Raw genomic sequence first — 18,975 nt, 5'->3', positions numbered from 1 at the left:
CGTCGGCGCTCAGCGACGCGGTGGCCCGTCCGGCGGCGGCGGCGAGTTCTGGTGCAGGATCATGGTCCAGCCGGCGTCCCCGCGGCGGCGGAACACATTGGTGGCGAAGATGCCCGGGGCATCCGGCGGCGCCTGCGCGGCGTTGTTGTGCTCCTGGGCGTAGTGGATGGCCACGTCGCCGAGCCCCACCCAGCGGATGTGGGTGACCCGGATGTCGATGGGCACGTCGCTGCGCAGGAGATCGCGCATCATGTTGCGCACCTGCACGCCGTGGACGATGGGCTGCATGGGCAGCATGCAGGCGACGTCGGGCGAGTCGTCCCAGACGCGGGCCATGAGGTCCGCATCGCGGGACTCGAGCGCGTCGTAGTAGGCGTCTTCGGCGGCCTGGGGCGTGTCGAAGCCGTCGCTCATTGCTGCGGCTCCTGCGGTGCCGTCTCGGGCGCTGGCGGCCCGTATCCGGGCAGGTCGGCCCGCCGCGGAATGCGAACCCGGATGGACCCGTCGGCGTCCGTGCGCTGCAGGTTGCGCACGTCTGCATCCGGCGGGGCCGGCAGGCGCTTGACGCGCTGACCGGTGGAAAAGCCCCAGCTGCGCCGGTAGCCGCGGCCGCCCTCGAGGGTCTCTTCGCGGCTGGTCTCTGCTGTGCGGCGCACCGCCAGCAGCAGGCCGCCCCCGGCGGGTCGGATCTGTACCTGCTCGGGCGGCAGCCCGCGCAGGTCGATGTCCAGCAGGTAGGCGTCGTCGCTGCGGCTCTGGGTCAGCCTGAGTCCCGCAAAATCGAAGGCGATGCGGCCCGTGTCGGCGTCGTACTCGGGGGGCATCGGCGCCTCGCCCGTGCCCTGTTCCGACGCCGCCGTTTGGGCCGGCGGCGGGAACCGCGGCGCGGGAACCGGTGCCGGCGGCTGCATCGGTGCGCCGCTAGGCGGCATGCTCGGCGGAAACGACTGGACCGCAGCCGGGGCATGGTCGTCGGCCTGCGCGAGTGCCGGCAGCAACAGACATACTAAGGCAAGCACACTCCAACGCAGATTCATCAAAAAGGTCTCCTGTGGATTGAGGTCATTATGGCGCAATGGCCGCAGCGCGCGAGTGCGCCAGCCCGGCACAGGCGAAGCGGACCGGATCGCGGGATGCAGACCGCAGGACCCGGGCAGCGCAGCCGCCCGGACAGTATAGGGCGGAGCGCTCAGCGTCGGCAGCGCCATGTGGGAGTACCGTCGCTCGCCAGTATGCCCCAGTGCAACAGCAGCGCTCGGGCATCGTCGGCGTCCTGTTGGTACCAGTCCCAGGCGGAGCCCAGGCGAAAGCTGTAGCCCCAGGCATCCATATCCCGGCACAGGCGCTCGGCGCCCACGCCCGGCAGTTGGTCGGCGATACGGATCTGCAGGTAGCAGACCGCGCTCTCCTCGGCGTCGTCGCCACCGGCGTCCGTGTGCAGACTGCGCCGGCGTGCCTCGGGCATGCAGACATAGTGGCAGGCCTCGTGCAGCGCCGAGTGTAGCGGCGTGTCGCCGCGGACATAGAGTCGATGGCCGATGAGGCCCGCCTCGGGCGGTCCCCAATAGCTGCCGGGAATCGGAGCCAAGCGCTCGACCTCGGTCAGCGCGATACCGAGCCGCTCCAGCGTCAGGGCCAGGTCTGGTCTTGGCAGGGCCAGATGCATAGGGAATCCCGGTGTTTCACGCCCAGCGGTGTGTTGGTAACAGTGAAGGATTCCAGAGTCTCTGCCAGCGTCCTTGGTGTTGCGAGGGCCGGGCGCGGGTGGGGTGCATGGCGATGGCGACAGGCGTCGCCTGCGGTTGAGCTGCCCGATCAACGAGCGCAGAATCGACCCAAGAGCGTTCCCCACAGCAGCGGAGGTCATCATGGCCAGACAGGGCACCGATGAGCAAGCAACCCCGGCGGTGCCGGGCGGCACGGCGGCCGTCCCGCTGCATGCCGCGCCCCGGGGCCGTACGCCATCGGCACTTGGCGCGCTCCCGGGCGTTGCGGGTGGAGCCGTGGTGACGGCTTCCGTCGCGCTGGGAGCAGGTCTTGGCGCGGTGGCCGCGCTCATGCTGCAAGCGCCGGCCGGTGCGGATGCAGCGCTCGCCAACCTGCTGCACGCCATGGTGGGGATCAAAGCGCTGGTCTTCGCCGCTGCGACTGCCCTGGTTCTGTTACGGCTGCGCGCGCCGGCGACAGCCGCATCGCTTGCGGGCTACGGCGCCGGCCTCGGACTCTCTGCCGGCGCCTTGGTCTGGCTGTGGGGGCTGTCCGGCCTGCTCGTCGGCTCGGCGCTGTTCTACGGCGGGCTGGTCCTGACCTACTTGACGGCGGGCCGTGATCGGCTGCTCGCAGCGGCTGTGAAGCGCAAACGCCCGGGCAGCGCCTGAGCGACCGCCACAGGCACCGCCGGGGGGCGACGGCGCCCCGGCGTCAGCGCCGTTCCGGCAATCGAGCCGTTGCCGGGCGCCGTCCCGGTGTGCTTGCAAAGCCTGCCCGCAGCGGCTAGCGTACCGGCCCCTCGCGCGACCTGCCGTGGCTCTGGCGGCTCGTCAGCGCTGCCTCTGAATCCCGCGCCGCACCCCGCAGTCCGTCTCCGCCGCATGCACGCCCTCGTCGTCCAACAGCTCCGTAAGGTCTACCGCTCCGGCTTCGAAGCGCTGAAAGGCGTGGATCTGACGGTGGAGGAGGGCGACTTCTTCGCGCTGCTCGGGCCCAATGGGGCCGGCAAGTCCACCCTCATCGGCATCGTCACCTCCCTGGTCAATAAGACGTCCGGCCGGGTTTGCGTGTTCGGGCATGACCTCGACACCGAGCCCGAGGCGGTCAAGGCCTCCCTCGGCGTCGTGCCCCAGGAGTTCAATTTCAATCTCTTCCTGCCCGTGGCCGAGGTGGTCATCAACCAGGCCGGATACTTCGGCATCCCTAGGCGGGAGGCACGGCGGCGGGCGGAATTCTATCTGAAGAAACTGGACCTCTGGGAGCGGCGGCGCTCGGAGATGCGGCTGTTGTCCGGCGGGATGAAGCGGCGGCTGATGATCGCCCGGGCCTTGGTGCATCGCCCAAAGCTCCTGATCCTGGACGAGCCGACGGCGGGCGTGGACATCGAGATCCGCCGCGCCATGTGGGCCTACCTGCGCGAGCTGAATGCCGAGGGCACCACCATCATCCTGACGACGCATTATCTGGAAGAGGCCGAGAGCCTCTGCCGCAACATCGCCATGATCGATGACGGGCGAATCGCGGCGGTGGCAGAGACCCAGGCATTGCTCGCGGAGCTGGACGCGGAGGCCTTCGTGCTGACCCTTACGGCGCCGCTGGCCGCGGCACCGGCCCTCGCCGGGCTCGACGTGAAACGGCTGGACGCCACCACGTTGGAGGCGCAGCTGCACCGCGGGCAGACCCTGAACGACCTCTTCGCAGCGCTGCGCGCCGCCGGCGTCGAGGTGGCGAGCATGCGCAACAAGCAAAACCGCTTGGAGCAGCTGTTTTTGGAGATGATCGACCGCGGCCGTGGTATCGCCCCGGCGCAGGCCGCATGAGCGCACACTCGGGCACGGACCTGCGGCGCGGGTATCGCTATTGGGTCACCTTCTCGACGCTACTGCAAAAGGAGGTGCTGCGCTTCTCGCGTATCTGGGTGCAGACCATCTTGCCGTCGGCCATCACGACGATGCTCTATTTCGTGATCTTCGGGCGGCTGATCGGTGACCGCATCGGCAGCATGGGCGGCTTCGCGTACATGGATTTCATCGTGCCGGGTTTGGCCTTGATGTCGGTCATTACCAACGCCTACAGCAACGTCGTCTCGTCCTTCTATTCCAGCAAGTTCTCGCGTTACGTGGAGGAGCTGCTGGTCTCGCCGGCACCGCCCTGGGTGATCCTGGCGGGCTATGTGGCCGGCGGCGTGGTCCGCGGCGTCATTGTCGGTCTCGTGGTCATGCTGGTGGCAATGTTCTTCACCGACGTGGCGCCGCACAGCTGGCTCGTCACCCTGTCGGTGTTCGTGCTGACGGCGGTGCTGTTCGCCCTGGGCGGCTTCATCAACGCCGTGTTCGCGAACAGCTTCGATGACATCTCCATCGTGCCTATCTTCGTGCTGGCGCCTCTGACCTACCTTGGCGGGGTGTTCTACTCCATCGAGCTGTTGCCCGAGTTTTGGCAATGGGTGTCGCTGCTGAATCCAGTGCTCTACATGGTCAACGCCTTCCGCTACGGGCTGCTCGGGACCACGGACATCCCGCTGGTGATGGCCTTCGTGATCATCGCTGCCTTCATCGTGGCGCTCGGTGCGGTGAGCCTGCGCTTGCTGGAGCGCGGGGTCGGCATCAAGCAATAGCGCTGATCTGGTAGGGCTGGCGCCAAGACCGAGGGAAACGCCAATCAATCGGCGTTTGCCAAGCGAGCTGCCCGAGGCGCGGGGGGCACGGACTGTCGGGCACAGCGTTGGCCGCCGTCGCGGACGTGTTAGAATTTCGGTGCAGATGGTGGCTCAAGCCACTGAAGTGAGAGCCGTTGACGCGCCCGTTGGTCATGCGCCCCTGTCCATAAGGCACCGACTCAGAGCGCGCATACGCGCCTAATACCGACCACCCAAAGCCATGCCAAAGCAACGCCGCCCCCACCCGAGGTCATCGCGCCGACGCCGTCAGCCGAAGGAAGGCATGGGCTTCTTCGGCTTTGCGGTGCGTGCGCTGGTGCTGTTGGCGCTGGGTGTGGGGCTCGCGGTCGGGCTCTACGGCGTCCATCTGGACAAGGTGGTGCGCGCCAAGTTCGAAGGTAAGCGCTGGGCGCTGCCGGCGCGGGTCTATGCCCGCCCGCTGGAGATCTACACGGGGCGCTCGCTGTCCGTGGCAGAGCTCGAAGGGGAGCTGGGGCGCCTCGGCTATCGCGAAGACGCGCAGCTCGCGCGCCCGGGCAGTTATCACATCGACGGCGAGCAGGCGGCGATCCGCACCCGCCCCTTTCGCTATTGGGACGGTTACGAGCCCGAGCGCTACCTGAGCGTGGACCTCGCCGGCGGCGTGGTGAAAGCCGTTGCCGACGGCAATGATGCGACGCCGCTGGCGCTGGTGCGCTTGGACCCGGCGCTCATCGCGAGCATCTACCCCACCCACAACGAAGACCGCGTCCTGCTGCGGCGCGAGCAGCTGCCGTCGCGCCTGGTGAAGACCCTGCTCGCGGTGGAGGACCGCCAGTTCTACCAGCACCACGGCGTCGACCCCAAGGGCATCCTGCGCGCGGCCTACGAGAACCTGCGCGCCGGGCGTACCGTGCAGGGCGCCAGCACCCTCACCCAGCAGCTGGTGAAGAACTTCTACCTCACCCAGGAGCGCACGCTCGAGCGCAAGCTGAACGAGGCCTACATGGCGGTCCTGCTGGACTGGCGCTACGACAAGGACGAGATCCTGACCGCCTACGCCAACGAGGTCTATCTGGGGCAGGACGGCAGCCGTGCCATTCACGGCTTCGGCCTCGCGAGCCGGTTCTATTTCGACCGCGACATCGACGAGCTGGACATCCCGCAGACCGCGATGCTCGTGGCCATCCTCAAGGGTCCCTCCGACTTCAACCCACAGCGCAATCCCGAGCGCGTCCGCGAGCGTCGCAACCTGGTGATCGACCTGATGGCCCATCATCAGATCATCTCCAAGGCCGACGCGGAGCAGGCCAAGCAGGCGCCGCTCGGGGTCGTGGAAGGGGGCGCCCGACCGAGCGGCGAGTATCCGGGCTTCATTCAGCTGGTGCGCCGACAGCTGCGTCGGGACTACCGCGAGGAGGACCTCCGCTCCGAGGGCCTGCGCATCTTTACCACCCTGGACCCCCTGACCCAGGCCCATGTCGAGGCGGCCGTCAAGGCGCGCCTGCCGAAGCTCGACCGCTCGCGCCGGCTGCCGGAAGGCACGCTCGAGACCGCGGCCGTCGTGACCTCCGTCGCCCAAGGCGAGGTCCTCGCTGTGGTCGGCGGCCGGGACCCGGGCTACGCCGGCTTCAATCGCGCGCTGGACGCGGTGCGCCCCATCGGCTCGCTGATCAAGCCGGTCATCTACCTGAAGGCCTTGTCGCAGCCGCAGCGCTACTCCCTGGTGACCCCCATCCAAGACAAGCCGGTCAACCTGCGCGTGGCCGGCGTGATGTGGCGGCCGAAGAATTACGACCACAGCGTGCATGGAACCGTGCCGCTCTACCGCGGCCTGGTGAAATCCTACAATCTCGCGACGGTGAATCTCGGCCTGGACTTGGGCGTCGACCAGGTGGCTGGTCTGCTCAGAGACCTCGGCGCTGTGCGCGACATCGACGCCGTACCAGCGATGTTGCTGGGCTCGGTCTCCCTGCCGCCGGTGGAAGTGGCCCAGGCCTACCAGACCATCGCCGCCGGGGGCTTTCGGGCGCCGCTGCGTGCCATCCGCGAGGTGCTCGACGCCTCTGGCCGCCCGCTGAACCGCTATCCGCTAGCCGTGGAGTCCGTGGTGTCGGCGGAAGCGGCCTACCTGACCCAGTGGGCCATGCGCCGGGTCGTCACCCAGGGCACGGCCACCTGGCTCAAGCGGCGCCTGCCGTCGGACCTCGCCGTCGCCGGCAAGACCGGGACCACCAACGATATGCGTGACAGCTGGTTTGCCGGCTTCAGTGGCGACAAGGTCGCGGTCGCCTGGGTGGGCCGGGACGATAACGAGCCCATGGGTCTCAGTGGCTCCACCGGTGCGCTGCGCGTCTGGGGCGATATCATGGCCAGCGTGGACACCCAGCCCTTGGATGACGCACCGCCCGAGGGCGTCGTGACCGCAGGTGCCTGCGGCAGCTCCCTGCCGTACATCGACGGCTACGCCGGCAGCGCCTGTGGCGGCGGCGGCGCTCGGACGGCCTCCCGCGGCAGCACCCCCAAGGCGTCCAGCTCGGCGGAGCCGGTAGTGGCGCAGGAGCCAGCCCCGCGGGCGCCCGAGACGAAACGGCGCCCAGAGCCGAAAGACGAGCCGCGCAAGCGGGAAGTCAGCCCTTTCCTCAGCGATTTCTATGGAAACTGAGCCATGTCCAGAGTCCAGCGGTTTGCCGCCGTCGCACTCCTGCCTCTGATACTGCTGTCGGGATGCGCCATGCAGGAGCGCACCGAGCCGCCGGCGCCGGTGTACGATTCCAGCCAGCGCGGGGCCGCGGCGGGCGATACCGAAGACGCCGCTCCGGCCGAAGCCCCTGAAGCCCCCGAAGCCGCCCCGAAGAAGCCGGCGCCAACCAGGGTCTATGCCTATACGCCGCCGGAGTCGGTGCCGGACTCCCAGCCCCAACCTGAGCCTCAACCCGAGGCCCAGGCCGGCACTCAGCCGGAGTCGGCCCCGCGGGCCGGGGCGGCCGCACCTGCCACGGCGGCGCCCAATCAGGCAGCGCCCAATCAGGCGGCGGCACGGCCCGAGCCGAGGTCCGCGCCGGCGAGCCCGCCGCAGCCGCGCACCTCCACTGTGGACCCGCCCGAGGCAGCCGCACCGCGCACGGCGGCCAGTGCAGAGCCGGAGGAGGCGGCTGCGAAAACCGCCCAGCAGACGGCGCCCGCAAGCCCGTCGCCAGCGCCCGAGCCGACCCAAGCCGACACGGGCGGCCAAACGCCGGCAGCGCCCGCACAGCCGGCAGCACCGGCGCAGTCCGCATCCGGTGCGGGGCAGGCCGCACCGTCCACGCCCGCAGCGCCGCCCGCGCCGGAGACCGTTGCCAGCGTGCCGCAGCGCTCGCCATTGGCGCCGAGCGCCATGGCGCCCGCGGTGGAGGCGCTGGCCGCGCGGGCCGAGCAGCAGCGTCAAACCGGCGACTACGGCGGCGCCGCGGCCACCTTGGAGCGGGCGCTCCGCATCGAGCCCCAGCAGGCTTACCTGTGGAATCGGCTCGCGCGTGTGCGCCTGGAGCAGGGGCAGGGGACGCAGGCCAGCAATCTCGCTGCACGCTCCAACGCCCTCGCCGGCAGTCAGCCGGAGCTCAAACAGAACAACTGGGACATCATCGCCACCATTCGGCGCCAGAGCGGGGACGTCGAGGGCGCCGTCGAGGCCGAGCGCAAGGCCGCCGGCGGCTGACCTCAGGCAGCGCCGGCACCCATGGCGCCGGCGGCGATGCCCCCAGAGCACTCATGCCCCCAGAGCACCCACGGCCCCAGCACCCATGGCCCCAGCAGCATCCATCGCCGGGCCGACAGCGGAGCAAGCTATTGCGGTGCTGGGCCCGGACGGCCTGCTGTCCCGGGCCCTCGAGGGCTTTGCCTGGCGCGAGCAGCAGCAGGCCATGGGGGCGCGTGTGGCCGCCGCCCTCGATGCCGGCGAGCAGCTGATCTGCGAGGCCGGCACCGGCACCGGCAAGACCTATGCGTATCTGGTGCCGGCGCTGTTGAGCGCCCGTAAGGTCATCGTCGCCACCGGCACCCGCAACCTCCAGGACCAGCTCTTCCACCGCGACATCCCCGCGCTGCGCCGCGCCCTGGGGATGCCGGTGCAGGCGGCATTGCTGAAGGGCCGGGCCAATTATCTCTGCCGCCACCGCCTAGAGCGCGCCGTGGCGGACCCCGGCGCGCTGCGCCCGGAGGCCCGGCGCGATCTCGGCGCCGTCCGCGACTGGGCCGCGGTGACCCGCAATGGCGACGTCGCCGAGGTGGCCCTCGCCGAGGACTCCGCGGTCTGGCCCGCGGTCACCTCCACCACCGACAACTGCCTCGGCCAGGACTGCCCGCAATGGCACGATTGCCACCTGATAGCCGCCCGGCGGCGGGCGCAGGAGGCAGATCTGGTGGTCATCAACCACCATTTGCTCTGTGCCGACATGGTGCTGCGCGAGGAGGGCTTCGGCGAGGTGCTGCCGGGTGCGGACGCCGTCATCGTCGATGAGGCCCATCAGCTGCCGGACGTCGCGGCCCAGTTCTTCGGCAGCTCCATCAGCAGCAGGCAGGTCTTGGAGTTGGCCCGGGACCTAGCCACCGCCCAGCGCGGGGAGGCCGAGGACGCGCCGCAGCTACGCGAGCTCGCCGCCGCCCTTGGGGAATCGGTGCCACAGGTGCGACGCGCGCTCGGGGGTGATGACCGCCGCGGTGCCTGGCAGGAGCTCGCCGCGGAGGAGGCCGTGTGCGAGGGCCTGCGGACGCTGGCGGATCTACTCGCAGAGATGGACTCCGCCCTCGCGGCATTGGCGCGCGGCTCCAAAGAGCTGGAGCAATGCCGCACGCGGGCGGTGGGCTTGCTGCAGCGCCTGGAAGGCCTGCAGGACAGCGAGGAGGATGGCTCGGTGCGCTGGTTCGAGCTGCGCGGTCAGGGCTTTCGCCTGCATCAGACCCCGCTGGATGTCGCCGGGGTGTTCCAGGGCTATCAGGCCCGCCAGCAAGCCGCCTGGGTCTATACGTCGGCGACGCTCGCCGTCGGTGAGTCATTCGCGCACTTCGCGGCACAGGTGGGCGCAGAGGCGGCCGCGACAGCCCGCTGGGACAGCCCCTTCGACTATCAGCGCCAGGCCCTGCTCTACATGCCGCCGAGTATGCCGGAGCCCGGTGCGGCTGACTATGACGCAAAGGTGGCCGAGATCGCGCTGGCGGTCATCGAGGCCAGCCGCGGTCGGGCGTTTTGTCTGTTCACCAGCCATCGTGCGCTGCGCGCGGCGGCCGCCGCGCTCGCGGGGCGGCTCTCCTATCCATTACTGGTGCAGGGTGAGGCGCCGCGGGCGGAGCTGATCCAGCGCTTCCGTCGCCATGGCGACGCCGTGCTGCTCGGCACCTCCAGCTTCTGGGAAGGCGTGGATGTTCGCGGCGAGGCCCTGTCTTGTGTGATCATTGATCGGCTGCCGTTCGCCTCGCCCGGTGATCCGCTATTGCGGGGGCGAATCGACGCCCTGCGCGGCAGTGGCGGCAATCCTTTCCGGGAGCTGCAGCTGCCGAAGGCGGTGATCGCCCTGAAACAGGGCGCCGGGCGCTTGATTCGTGACGGCGGCGATCGCGGTGTGCTGGTGCTGTGCGATCCGCGCCTGCGCTCGCGAAGCTACGGCCGGGTCTTTCTCGCCAGCCTGCCTGCCATGGCGCGCACCAGAGATCTGGCGGCAGTGACGGCCTTCTTCGACGCCGCTGCCGCCTGACCCAAAGCGCCGAGGCTGCGCTGTCCACTTCCGCTGACACCGCTAAGACTGCGCCATGCGACTGCTCGCCATCGACACCTCGGCCGCCCATTGCTCGGCGGCACTCTATGACGCCGGCACCCTGACCCAGCGGCTCGCGCCGGCGCAGCGCCGCCACGGCGAGCTCATTGTCGGCATGATGGATGAGCTATTGCAGGCGGCGGGGCTGCGTGCTGCGGCGCTCGACGCCTTCGCCTTCGCCCGCGGGCCGGGCTCCTTTACGGGGCTGCGCATCGCTGCTGCGGTGGTGCAGGGCGCTGCGCTGGCCGCGGACAAGCCCGTGGTGGGGGTATCGACGCTCGCGGCGCTGGCACAGGGCTGCCGGCGCGACGCCGGTGCGCAGCGCGTGCTCTGTGCGCTGGATGCTCGGATGGGGGAGGTCTATGCCGGTGCCTACGCGGCCAATGCGCAGGGCCTCATGGAGGCGTTGCTTGACGATCGGGTCTGCGCCCCCGAGGCCGTGACGGTGCCGGGCGGACCCAGGCCCTGGGCGGCCGCGGGTAGCGGCTGGCAGACCTATCCGGAGGTACTGGCCGCTGCGGTGCGAGCGGCCTGCGGCACGGGTCCGGCGAGCGTGGAGGCAGAGCGCCCATGCGAGGCTCAGGATGTCGCCGTACTCGCCGCCGCGGATTATGCCGCCGGTGCGCTGCTGGACCCTGCCGATGCGCTGCCGGTGTACTTGCGCGATCGGGTCACCAGCAGCGCCGCGAAATGAGATCGAGCCTATCCTGGTCCGCGCTCATCCGGCGAGTCCCGGCGGACACCGCCGGCCATCTGCTACGAAGAGGCGGTCATGCCCCCGAAGCCGTCCCGATGGCGACAGTGGCGGCGCATACAGCTGATCACATAGTGCCACAGCGTTGCGGCAACGGCGCCGACGCTGGCGGCCGCAATGCCAAGGCGCGGCCAGGCGCCCCAGTCCGAGAGGCCCAGGGTCAACCAGGTCAGAAACCCGATGACGCTCGCGATGACGGCGATCATCACGAACGGCAACGGCGACGTCGCGCACTTGGGGCAGAGCTTCATGGGGCTGTCCTCCGGCCGCGACAGGCGACCTTTTAGTTATCGATGGACTACCTATGAAGCGTAACGCATTGGGCAGCCCGACGCGATGGCCGTCTGGCCGGAAGCGCGGCGCATGAGCGGCTGCGAGCTCCTGGCGGCCGCGGCGCGCTGTCTGGCCGAGCCGGACCCGGCGGCCAAGGTGCGTCTGACACAGGAGACCACGGCCCGCATCCGCGCCGGTGAGCTGCGCCGGGATCTGCGCCGGGACCTGCGCGCTGCGCACACGCCCCAAGCGGCGCCCGGCCGGCCGCAGCGCCCGGTACTGGTGTCACCCCGGGACTTGCCGCGACGCGGGCTCGACCAGCCCGAGGGCCGGGCGGCCTTGGTGCATGCGGTGGCCCACATCGAGCTCAACGCCATCAACCTTGCCTGGGACGCGGTGCAGCGTTTTCCTGCGATGCCCGCGGCGTTCGCGCTGGACTGGGCGCGGGTCGCGGACGACGAGGCACGCCACTTCGCCATGCTGCAGGCGCGTCTGCAGGCGCTCGGCTACGAGTACGGCGACTTCCCGGCACATGACGGTCTGTGGCAGATGGCGGAGGCCACCGCGCATGACGTGCTGGCGCGGATGGCCTTGGTGCCAAGGGTACTGGAGGCGCGCGGACTCGACGTGACCCCGGGCATGATCGAGCGCCTCCAGCGCGCCGGTGATACGGCGACCGCCGAGCGTCTGGAGGTCATTCTGCGCGAGGAAGTGGCGCATGTGGCCATCGGCAGCCACTGGCTCCGTTGGCTGTGCGAGCAGCGCGGCCTGGCGCCCCGAGAGACCTATTTCCGGCTGCTCGCCAAGCACATGCAAGGGCGCATCCGCTGCCCGCTGAATCGGCAGGCGCGGCTCGCGGCGGGCTTCGACGAGGCGGAGCTGGCACAGTTGGAAGCCCTGTGCCGATGACAGGGCGGAATCGTTACCGCGCCGCTCGCGCACCGGGCGGCGTCGGTGCTCGGTCGGGGGCCGGCATGGGCGAGGGGGCGCCGCTGCCCGCCGACGGGCGCAGCGGGCACACGGCCTCCCGCCGCAGGCTGGCGTTCGCGGCCACCAGCACTTCCCCACCGTCGGCGGACCAGTCAGCGAGCACGTGTCTGTAAGCCACTGCACCGTCGAGTCGCAGCTCATGGTCGGCGGGTCGGTGGGTGTGGCCGTGGATCAGCCGACTGACGCCGTGCGCCTGCATGAGCCGCTGCACCGCATCTGCGTTGACGTCCATGATGGCATCGGTCTTCTCCGCCATGGCCGCCGCGCTGCGCTGGCGGTACTCCGCGGCGATGCGCCTGCGCTTGGCCAGCGGCTGGCGCCGGAACAGCCATTGCACCAAGGGATTGCGCACCCGTCGGCGAAAGCGCTGGTAGGCGACGTCATCGGTGCAGAGTAGATCGCCGTGCATCAGCAGGACGGGCTCCCCGCCGAGATCGATGCGCGTGGGGTCACGCAGCCGCTGGCAGCCGGTCCGGCGGGCGAAGCGCCGGCCGACGAGGAAATCGCGGTTGCCGTGCATGAACAGACAGCGCGTGCCTGCCGCGGCGACGGCGGCGAGGGCGGACTCCACCTGGTGGTAGGTATCGTCGTCGTCGCCGACCCAGGCATCGAAGAGGTCACCCAGGATGTAGAGCGCGGCGCTGCCGGCGGCGCGCGCCTGGAGCCACTCCAGAAACAGTGCAGTGAGTCGCTCGCGCTCCGGGGACAGGTGCAGATCGGCGATGAACAGCCGCTCATCGGGATGCGAAACGGAATGCGCGGCCCCTGATGGGCGCAAGGGCTCGGACGGCATGGATCGGTAGTGTTGCGGTGGCGTCGGGCGAGGTCGGTCGCAGCGTGCTCAGCCTTCGACGACTTCCGCCTTCTCGAGCACGACGTCTTGCTCCGGCACGTCCTGGTGGCCGTTGCGGGCGCCCGTCTTGACGCCCTTGATGGAGTTGACCACATCCATGCCCTCGACCACCTTGCCAAAGACGCAGTAACCCCAGCCATCCTGACCCGGGTAGTCCAGAAAGGCGTTGTCGGAGACGTTGATGAAGAATTGGGCCGAGGCGGAATGCGGGTCGTTCGTGCGTGCCATGGCCAAGCTGCCGGTGACGTTCTTGAGGCCGTTGCGGGCCTCGTTCTCGATGGGCGCGCGCGTCGGCTTCTGCACGAAATCCGTGCTCATGCCGCCACCCTGGATCATGAAGCCGTCGATGACGCGATGAAAGAGCGTACCGTCGTAGTGGCCGTCGCGGACATACTGCTCGAAGTTGGCGGCGGTGACGGGTGCGTGGTCGTAATCCAGATCGATGAGGATATCGCCGTGGTTTGTGGTCAGCTTGATCATGGGCTGCTCCTGCTCTAATGAGAATGCTGTTGGCACGGCTGCTCGGCGATGGCGCCGGCCAGCGTGGATGCGGCCCGGCGGCCGCTTGGTGTCTCTTATGCTACGGGTTTCGCCGCTTCGGCAAAACCCCGACCCCGTTGGACCGGTTCTCGACTGGTATGGGCTTTGCTAAGATTTCGCGGCGATCCGGGTCGTTCCCGAGCCCGGGCGAGGCGCCGAGCGCCTGCCACATCAGGTCACAAAAGGCGGGGACTGCTGCCCATGCTCGAGATCCACAACAGCCTCACGCGCCGCAAGGAGCCCTTTCAGCCGCTGACACCGGAACAGGTGCGCATGTACGTCTGCGGCATGACGGTCTACGACCTCTGCCACCTGGGGCATGCGCGGGTGCTGGTGGTCTTCGACGTGGTCTACCGCCACCTCAAGCGCCTCGGCTATGCCGTGACCTATGTGCGCAACATCACGGACGTTGACGACAAGATCATCCGCCGCGCGGACGAGAACGGCGAGCCCATGGCCGCGCTCACCGAGCGTTTCATCGCCGCCATGCACGAGGACGCCGACCGCCTGGGCGTGCTGCGCCCGGACCAGGAGCCGCGGGCGACGGCCCACATGGCCGAGATGCACGCGATGATTCGGCGCCTGCTCGACAAGGGACATGCCTATGTCGCCGACAATGGCGATGTCTACTACGCGGTGGCGAGCTTCCCCGGCTACGGACGGCTCTCCGGCAAGGACCCGCAGGACCTGCGCGCCGGCGCCCGTGTCGAGGTGGGGGAGGCCAAGCAGGACCCCCTGGATTTCGCCTTGTGGAAGGCCGCCAAGCCCGGCGAGCCGTCCTGGGAGTCGCCCTGGGGGCCGGGCCGCCCGGGCTGGCACATCGAATGCTCCGCCATGTCCACCGGCTGCCTCGGTAACCACTTCGACATCCACGGCGGCGGTGCGGATCTGATGTTCCCGCACCACGAGAACGAGATCGCCCAGAGCGAAGGCGCCACCGGCGAGCCCTTCGTCCAGTGCTGGATGCACAACGGCTTCGTGCGCGTTAACGACGAGAAAATGTCCAAGTCCCTGGGCAATTTCTTCACCGTGCGCGACATCCTGGAGCGCTATCAGCCGGAGGAAGTCCGCTACTTCATCCTCGCCAGCCACTACCGCAGCCCGCTCAACTACGACGACAGCCAGCTCGACGGCGCCCGCGCGGCACTCACCCGGCTCTACACCGCCATGCGCGGGCTGCCCGCAGACGCCGAGCCGGCCGGCGGCGCGGCCTATCGGGAGCGCTTCGACGCGGCCATGAACGACGATTTCAACACGCCGGAGGCCCTGGCGGTGCTCTTCGACCTGGCGCGCGAGATGAATCGCCTGCGCGCCGAGGACACAGCCGCCGCCGCGGGCTTGGCGGCGGAGCTGCGCTTGTTGGGCGATGACCTGGGCCTGCTCGGCCAGGACCCGGATGCCTACCTCAAGGCCGGTAGCGGCGAGGACGGCCTCACGGACGCCGCCATCGAGGATCTCATCGCCCGCCGGGCCGCTGCCCGCAAGACCAAGGACTTCGCCGAGGCGGACCGCATCCGCGACGAGCTCCAGGGCGCAGGCGTCGTGCTGGAGGACGGTGCCGGCGGGACGACCTGGCGGCGCAGTTGATATCGATCGCGACGCGGATGCGACCGTCCGCGGGGGCTCGACGCAAGTCTGATGGTGGATGAGGGTGGGTAGAAGATGCCGCCCGTAGGCCGACGTCGGGAGGCCCGGCAATCAGGCGGTGACGGCAAGCGCGGCGTCGGGCTTCGTGCCTCAGCCCGACCTACGGCGAATACTTGCCGAACCTCCGGCGCGTAGGAGCCAGGTTCGTGCTGCTGGTTAGGCTGACGATCAGCGCCCACTCAGGGCTTCCAGCCCTGATTCTGTCAGGCCGGGATGGCCAGACTAAGCAGTCAGCAGCCCAGGTGGTCGGAGTTATCATCAAAGCCGGCGCCCGCTATGCCCGCAGCCCCGCCGCCTGGAGCGTGTTCTCCAACAGGCTCGCAATGGTCATGGGGCCGACGCCCCCCGGCACGGGCGTGATCCAGCCCGCTCGCTCGGCGGCCGCCGCGAAGTCCACGTCGCCGCAGAGCTTGCCCTGCTCGTCGCGGTTCATGCCGACGTCGATCACCAGCGCACCGGGCTTGATCCAATCGCCCGGCACATAGCGCGCGCGGCCCATGGCGACCACCAGCACATCCGCGGCGCGGGCCTTGTCGGCGAGGTCCTTGGTCCGGCTGTGGCAGACGGTGATGGTGCAGCGTGCCGCCAGCAGCTCCAGGGCCATGGGCCGGCCGACGATGTTCGACTGCCCGATCACCACCGCGTCCAGCCCTTCGAGCCGCTGGCCGGTGCGCGCCAACAGGGTCATGATGCCCTTGGGCGTGCACGGGCGCAGCCGCGGCATGCGCAGCACCAGGCGGCCGACGTTGTACGGATGGAAGCCATCCACGTCCTTGGCGGGCAGGATGCGCTCGATGACCGCCTCGGCGTCGATCTGCTCGGGCAGCGGCAGTTGGACCAGGATGCCGTCGATGGCGTCATCGGCATTGAGCCGGTCCACCAGCGCCAGCAGCTGCGCCTGTGAGGTGTCAGCCGGCAGCTCGTGCAACGCCGAGTGAAAGCCCACCTCCGCGCAGGCCTTACGCTTGTTGCGCACATACACCTGCGAGGCCGAATGCTCCCCGACCAGCACCACCGCGAGGCCTGGTGCTCGCCGACCGGCGGCGAGGCGGGCATCCACCTGCGCCTTCACCTGCGCGCGGATCTCCGCCCCGATGGCCTTCCCATCCAGGATGCTTGCGCCCATGCGATACCTCCGTCGGTGGTGAGGCGGGCATGATCCAGCGCTTGCGCTCGCTCTGCAAGCACGGCACCGTGCAGTCGTAGCTTGGCCAAGGTGCGCTGCCCGCGAAACCGCGCCGCTGCATCAGGTGTCTGACGCCAATGCCAAGATGGCGAGCGCACGCGAGCGCACAAAATATTGACGATGACGGCAAGAGGGTATAGGCTGCACGGTTTAAGGTCGCTGCGAGTTCGAGCCTTGCCGACGCCGGGGTATAGCGCAGTCTGGTAGCGCGCCTGCTTTGGGAGCAGGATGTCGGGGGTTCGAATCCCTCTACCCCGACCATTAAGGATGCGGCTGCATGCTGGCGCCGGCTGGTACATCCTCGGCTCGGTGCAGTGGTTGGCAGTGGTGCGCAGCGCAGCAGATTACGCCCCGATAGCTCAGGCGGATAGAGCAGGAGCCTTCTAAGCTCTTGGTCGGGGGTTCGAGTCCTCCTCGGGGCGCCAAATGCGCAGACCGCGGGTGGGCATCTCCCAAGCGCGTGACCGGCGTCGCAGCGACAGCTCGATAAGTCAATGGCGGACGTAGCTCAGTTGGTAGAGCACCTGGTTGTGGCCTAGGTGGTCGTGGGTTCGAGCCCCATCGTTCGCCCCAAACATTGGCGCCCTGCTAAGCGCCATCCCCACAAAGGGCCGTTAGCTCAGCTGGTAGAGCAGTGGACTCTTAATCCATTGGTCCTAGGTTCGAATCCTAGACGGCCCACCAAGTCAAGGGGTTACGGGAGACCGTAGCCCCTTTTTCTTTGCCCGTGGGACACGTCGGGCCGGGTGTCGGTCCTGCTGCCCGTGGCGGAGTACAAGGCACTGCTGGAGAGGACCTCGCGGATCTGCGCGATGCCCCGGCCGAAGAGCTCGGGCCGCCGGGTGCGCGGAAGCTGGCCGGCAGCGACATCCAGTGTCGCATCCGGGTCGGCGACTACCGCAAGCTCTGAGGTTCACGACAGCCGACCCGTGATCAACGTGGTCAAGATCGGCCATCGCAGAGAAGTCTATCGTTGATGCGCGGGCAGCCATGCGGATGCGGCAAGCTCGGGCGCTGGCTGTTCCATGTCTGCCGCGAGCCGGCGACCTTGGAGCGGGAGATCGCCTATTGCGCTCGACCGGTGGACCATCGGAATGGCCGATACAGCCACATACCCAGCGCAGCAGGCAGCGCCCATGCGGGAGGAGCTGGAACGGTACTTGCCGGCCAACCTCCTGGCAAGCTCCAGGCTCTATTACAACACCGACGACTACTAGGCTTTGTTGTCCTTTGTCTCCCGGCTGCGCAACTGCGCGCCTTTCAGCCGCGGGTTAGCTGCAACCGAAACCTGGGCGTGCGGGAGGATACCGTCAAGAAAGGGATCGGGCTGACGACTGTCCTCCGGATCGTGGAACCCGGTGCTGCTGCCCCTGGGCGAGGCGGTAGCACCGGAACTGCGGTTCGAGTAATCGGTCGTTACTATTTGCCGGACATCGGCAGACACTACCCGCCATGCGTAACGTTGCAGCACGACAGCTCGTCCCACTCCAGCACGCGGCCGAAGGACGCTTCTTCGGCATGCGCCACGCGGCCGTGCCGGAACGCGAGCGCATCGAGGGCTTCCTGGCGCAGGGTTTCGAGGTGGTTGTCGACTTCGCCGGCGCCGCGGTCACGCAGTCCTTCGTCGATGAGTTAATCGGCCGCCTGATCCTGGAGCAGGGGCCGGACGTGCTCCAGCGCCCCATCTTCAAGAACTGCACCGACGACACGCGTGCGATTCTGCGCTTCGTGGCCGCCGATCGCCTGGATCAGTACCTAAAGACGAGCACTCACTGAGCGGTGGCGCTGACTCAAGATGCCGCTCCACCTGGAGCCCTGCAGCGCCACCGATCGGCGCAGCACGCCGGCGGCTGCGTTGGACCGGCTGAATCGGCTCGATGCCCGGCTCCGTGCGGTTTTGGGCCGGATGTCCAAATCAATCGGCATCTCCCCAATCAATCCGTATCCGTTGTGGGAGCGGCATCCTTGCCGCGAGATCAGCGCGCCGGCCCACTGCAAGTCGTCCCGCCCGGAGGCGGCTCCCACGCTTGCTCCCTAGGCCGTTTGTCCGCGCCGTCGCGCAGCGAAGAACCCGCGCAGGAGATCACCGCAGGCCGCGGCGAGGACGCCGCCCTCGCAGGTGGTGCGGTGGTTGAAGCGCGCGTCGGACGGCAGTAGGTCGAAGACGCTGCCGCAGGCGCCGCCCTTAGGGTCGGCGGCACCATAGTTCACCCGCGCGATGCGCGCATGGACGATGGCGCCGGCGCACATGGGGCAGGGCTCCAGGGTGACGTAGAGCTCGGCGCCGGTGAGGCGGTAATTGCCGACATGGGCGGCCGCCGCTCGCAGGGCCTGGATCTCGGCATGGGCCGTGGGGTCGTGGGCGGCGATGGGGCGGTTCCAGCCCTCGCCCAGCACCTCGCCATCGCGGACCACGACGGCACCGACGGGAACCTCGCCCTCATCCGCCGCGCGCGCGGCGAGCCCAAGGGCATGCCGCATCCAGTGCAGGCCCGGGTCCGCTTGGTCCGGCATCATCGGCCGCGATTGCTCCACCCGAGCCGCGGACAGGGTTGCGTCGGGCTTGCGGCTGGCGTGTGAAGCCGCAGCGGC

At 69.0% G+C, this 18,975-nt stretch carries 19 protein-coding genes and 4 tRNA genes; 15 read left to right on the top strand and 8 right to left on the bottom strand.

The window, feature by feature from the left end; all coding sequences use genetic code 11:
- Window positions 1-9: 9 nt before the first annotated feature.
- The 3 genes from CKO31_RS04615 to CKO31_RS04605 all read right to left on the bottom strand — a co-directional run bounded on the left by CKO31_RS04615 (window position 10) and on the right by CKO31_RS04605 (window position 1,666).
- Window positions 10-414, bottom strand: a complete 405-nt coding sequence (locus CKO31_RS04615; RefSeq protein WP_200234438.1) for a YybH family protein — start codon at window positions 412-414, stop codon at window positions 10-12.
- Window positions 411-1,037 (bottom strand): Hsp20/alpha crystallin family protein, encoded by a 627-nt coding sequence (locus CKO31_RS04610; RefSeq protein ID WP_200234436.1) that lies wholly within the window; start codon window positions 1,035-1,037, stop codon window positions 411-413. The genes CKO31_RS04615 and CKO31_RS04610 overlap by 4 nt, the downstream gene beginning before the upstream one ends.
- A 152-nt stretch (window positions 1,038-1,189) precedes the next feature.
- Entirely contained in the window at window positions 1,190-1,666 is a 477-nt protein-coding gene (locus CKO31_RS04605; RefSeq protein ID WP_200234435.1) for a hypothetical protein, read from the bottom strand.
- 391 nt (window positions 1,667-2,057) lie between these two features.
- Between CKO31_RS04605 and CKO31_RS04600 the strand changes: the two genes are divergently transcribed.
- The 7 genes from CKO31_RS04600 to tsaB all read left to right on the top strand — a co-directional run bounded on the left by CKO31_RS04600 (window position 2,058) and on the right by tsaB (window position 10,834).
- Window positions 2,058-2,378 carry a hypothetical protein gene (locus tag CKO31_RS04600; protein WP_200234434.1) on the top strand — a complete coding sequence of 107 codons (321 nt, stop codon included), beginning with the start codon at window positions 2,058-2,060 and terminating at the stop codon, window positions 2,376-2,378.
- Window positions 2,379-2,591: 213 nt separating this feature from the next.
- The gene (locus CKO31_RS04595; RefSeq protein WP_200234433.1) at window positions 2,592-3,530 is read left to right on the top strand and encodes an ABC transporter ATP-binding protein; all 939 of its coding nucleotides are present in this window, start codon (window positions 2,592-2,594) and stop codon (window positions 3,528-3,530) included.
- Entirely contained in the window at window positions 3,527-4,327 is an 801-nt protein-coding gene (locus tag CKO31_RS04590) for an ABC transporter permease (RefSeq protein ID WP_200234432.1), read from the top strand. The genes CKO31_RS04595 and CKO31_RS04590 overlap by 4 nt, the downstream gene beginning before the upstream one ends.
- A 262-nt stretch (window positions 4,328-4,589) precedes the next feature.
- Entirely contained in the window at window positions 4,590-7,013 is a 2,424-nt protein-coding gene (gene mrcB / locus CKO31_RS04585; RefSeq protein WP_200234431.1) for a penicillin-binding protein 1B, read from the top strand.
- Between the two features lie 3 nt (window positions 7,014-7,016).
- Window positions 7,017-8,048: a tetratricopeptide repeat protein gene (locus tag CKO31_RS04580; RefSeq protein WP_200234429.1), complete on the top strand. Its 1,032-nt coding sequence runs from the start codon at window positions 7,017-7,019 to the stop codon at window positions 8,046-8,048.
- An 85-nt stretch (window positions 8,049-8,133) separates the two neighbouring features.
- Entirely contained in the window at window positions 8,134-10,080 is a 1,947-nt protein-coding gene (gene yoaA, locus CKO31_RS04575) for a DNA repair helicase YoaA (RefSeq protein WP_200234427.1), read from the top strand.
- Window positions 10,081-10,135: 55 nt separating this feature from the next.
- A complete protein-coding gene (gene tsaB, locus CKO31_RS04570) occupies window positions 10,136-10,834 on the top strand; it encodes a tRNA (adenosine(37)-N6)-threonylcarbamoyltransferase complex dimerization subunit type 1 TsaB (RefSeq protein WP_200234425.1) in 699 nt (232 codons plus the stop codon).
- A gap of 62 nt (window positions 10,835-10,896) precedes the next feature.
- Here the strand turns inward: tsaB and CKO31_RS04565 are convergent, their stop codons facing one another.
- Complete coding sequence (locus CKO31_RS04565; protein WP_200234423.1) at window positions 10,897-11,145, bottom strand: hypothetical protein; 249 nt, start codon at window positions 11,143-11,145, stop codon at window positions 10,897-10,899.
- Window positions 11,146-11,257: 112 nt separating this feature from the next.
- Here CKO31_RS04565 and CKO31_RS04560 point away from each other — a divergent pair, with 112 nt between their 5' ends.
- Window positions 11,258-12,076, top strand: coding sequence for a ferritin-like domain-containing protein (locus CKO31_RS04560; RefSeq protein WP_200234421.1), 819 nt, complete (start codon window positions 11,258-11,260; stop codon window positions 12,074-12,076).
- A 13-nt stretch (window positions 12,077-12,089) separates the two neighbouring features.
- Here CKO31_RS04560 and CKO31_RS04555 read toward each other — a convergent pair whose 3' ends face one another.
- Both CKO31_RS04555 and CKO31_RS04550 read right to left on the bottom strand, forming a co-directional pair.
- A complete protein-coding gene (locus CKO31_RS04555) occupies window positions 12,090-12,950 on the bottom strand; it encodes a UDP-2,3-diacylglucosamine diphosphatase (RefSeq protein WP_200234419.1) in 861 nt (286 codons plus the stop codon).
- A 48-nt stretch (window positions 12,951-12,998) separates the two neighbouring features.
- Window positions 12,999-13,490 carry a peptidylprolyl isomerase gene (locus CKO31_RS04550; protein WP_200234417.1) on the bottom strand — a complete coding sequence of 164 codons (492 nt, stop codon included), beginning with the start codon at window positions 13,488-13,490 and terminating at the stop codon, window positions 12,999-13,001.
- Between the two features lie 261 nt (window positions 13,491-13,751).
- Between CKO31_RS04550 and cysS the strand changes: the two genes are divergently transcribed.
- Window positions 13,752-15,137, top strand: coding sequence for a cysteine--tRNA ligase (gene cysS / locus CKO31_RS04545; protein ID WP_200234415.1), 1,386 nt, complete (start codon window positions 13,752-13,754; stop codon window positions 15,135-15,137).
- 334 nt (window positions 15,138-15,471) lie between these two features.
- On the opposite strand, the gene folD is transcribed toward cysS, so the two are convergent.
- Window positions 15,472-16,323 carry a bifunctional methylenetetrahydrofolate dehydrogenase/methenyltetrahydrofolate cyclohydrolase FolD gene (gene folD, locus CKO31_RS04540; protein ID WP_200234412.1) on the bottom strand — a complete coding sequence of 284 codons (852 nt, stop codon included), beginning with the start codon at window positions 16,321-16,323 and terminating at the stop codon, window positions 15,472-15,474.
- A 244-nt stretch (window positions 16,324-16,567) separates the two neighbouring features.
- Between folD and CKO31_RS04535 the strand changes: the two genes are divergently transcribed.
- The 6 genes from CKO31_RS04535 to CKO31_RS04515 all read left to right on the top strand — a co-directional run bounded on the left by CKO31_RS04535 (window position 16,568) and on the right by CKO31_RS04515 (window position 18,159).
- Window positions 16,568-16,644, top strand: a tRNA-Pro gene (locus CKO31_RS04535).
- Window positions 16,645-16,731: 87 nt separating this feature from the next.
- Window positions 16,732-16,808: transfer RNA gene (locus CKO31_RS04530), tRNA-Arg, on the top strand.
- A 72-nt stretch (window positions 16,809-16,880) separates the two neighbouring features.
- Window positions 16,881-16,956: transfer RNA gene (locus CKO31_RS04525), tRNA-His, on the top strand.
- Between the two features lie 35 nt (window positions 16,957-16,991).
- A tRNA-Lys gene (locus tag CKO31_RS04520) sits at window positions 16,992-17,067 on the top strand.
- A gap of 410 nt (window positions 17,068-17,477) precedes the next feature.
- Entirely contained in the window at window positions 17,478-17,600 is a 123-nt protein-coding gene (locus CKO31_RS27160; RefSeq protein WP_274607692.1) for a hypothetical protein, read from the top strand.
- A 235-nt stretch (window positions 17,601-17,835) separates the two neighbouring features.
- A complete protein-coding gene (locus CKO31_RS04515) occupies window positions 17,836-18,159 on the top strand; it encodes an STAS-like domain-containing protein (protein WP_200234410.1) in 324 nt (107 codons plus the stop codon).
- Window positions 18,160-18,417: 258 nt separating this feature from the next.
- Here the strand turns inward: CKO31_RS04515 and tadA are convergent, their stop codons facing one another.
- On the bottom strand, window positions 18,418-18,900 hold the full coding sequence (gene tadA, locus CKO31_RS04510) for a tRNA adenosine(34) deaminase TadA (protein ID WP_242475141.1): 483 nt from the start codon (window positions 18,898-18,900) through the stop codon (window positions 18,418-18,420).
- Window positions 18,901-18,975 lie beyond the last annotated feature (75 nt).

It is taken from the genome of Thiohalocapsa halophila (assembly GCF_016583825.1).
GTDB classification, from domain to species: domain Bacteria; phylum Pseudomonadota; class Gammaproteobacteria; order Chromatiales; family Chromatiaceae; genus Thiohalocapsa; species Thiohalocapsa halophila.
The sequence above is the reverse complement of the archived record's forward strand: the minus strand, read 5'-3'. Positions and strand labels throughout refer to the sequence as shown.

Bases quoted from the DNA above. Each gene is read 5' to 3' on its own strand.
- CKO31_RS04615 (WP_200234438.1), bottom strand. From the start codon at position 414: ATGAGCGACGGCTTCGACACGCCCCAGGCCGCCGAAGACGCCTACTAC.
- CKO31_RS04610 (WP_200234436.1), bottom strand. From the start codon at position 1,037: ATGAATCTGCGTTGGAGTGTGCTTGCCTTAGTATGTCTGTTGCTGCCG.
- CKO31_RS04605 (WP_200234435.1), bottom strand. From the start codon at position 1,666: ATGCATCTGGCCCTGCCAAGACCAGACCTGGCCCTGACGCTGGAGCGG.
- CKO31_RS04600 (WP_200234434.1), top strand. From the start codon at position 2,058: ATGCTGCAAGCGCCGGCCGGTGCGGATGCAGCGCTCGCCAACCTGCTG.
- CKO31_RS04595 (WP_200234433.1), top strand. From the start codon at position 2,592: ATGCACGCCCTCGTCGTCCAACAGCTCCGTAAGGTCTACCGCTCCGGC.
- CKO31_RS04590 (WP_200234432.1), top strand. From the start codon at position 3,527: ATGAGCGCACACTCGGGCACGGACCTGCGGCGCGGGTATCGCTATTGG.
- mrcB (WP_200234431.1), top strand. From the start codon at position 4,590: ATGCCAAAGCAACGCCGCCCCCACCCGAGGTCATCGCGCCGACGCCGT.
- CKO31_RS04580 (WP_200234429.1), top strand. From the start codon at position 7,017: ATGTCCAGAGTCCAGCGGTTTGCCGCCGTCGCACTCCTGCCTCTGATA.
- yoaA (WP_200234427.1), top strand. From the start codon at position 8,134: ATGGCCCCAGCAGCATCCATCGCCGGGCCGACAGCGGAGCAAGCTATT.
- tsaB (WP_200234425.1), top strand. From the start codon at position 10,136: ATGCGACTGCTCGCCATCGACACCTCGGCCGCCCATTGCTCGGCGGCA.
- CKO31_RS04565 (WP_200234423.1), bottom strand. From the start codon at position 11,145: ATGAAGCTCTGCCCCAAGTGCGCGACGTCGCCGTTGCCGTTCGTGATG.
- CKO31_RS04560 (WP_200234421.1), top strand. From the start codon at position 11,258: ATGAGCGGCTGCGAGCTCCTGGCGGCCGCGGCGCGCTGTCTGGCCGAG.
- CKO31_RS04555 (WP_200234419.1), bottom strand. From the start codon at position 12,950: ATGCCGTCCGAGCCCTTGCGCCCATCAGGGGCCGCGCATTCCGTTTCG.
- CKO31_RS04550 (WP_200234417.1), bottom strand. From the start codon at position 13,490: ATGATCAAGCTGACCACAAACCACGGCGATATCCTCATCGATCTGGAT.
- cysS (WP_200234415.1), top strand. From the start codon at position 13,752: ATGCTCGAGATCCACAACAGCCTCACGCGCCGCAAGGAGCCCTTTCAG.
- folD (WP_200234412.1), bottom strand. From the start codon at position 16,323: ATGGGCGCAAGCATCCTGGATGGGAAGGCCATCGGGGCGGAGATCCGC.
- CKO31_RS27160 (WP_274607692.1), top strand. From the start codon at position 17,478: ATGGCCGATACAGCCACATACCCAGCGCAGCAGGCAGCGCCCATGCGG.
- CKO31_RS04515 (WP_200234410.1), top strand. From the start codon at position 17,836: ATGCGTAACGTTGCAGCACGACAGCTCGTCCCACTCCAGCACGCGGCC.
- tadA (WP_242475141.1), bottom strand. From the start codon at position 18,900: ATGATGCCGGACCAAGCGGACCCGGGCCTGCACTGGATGCGGCATGCC.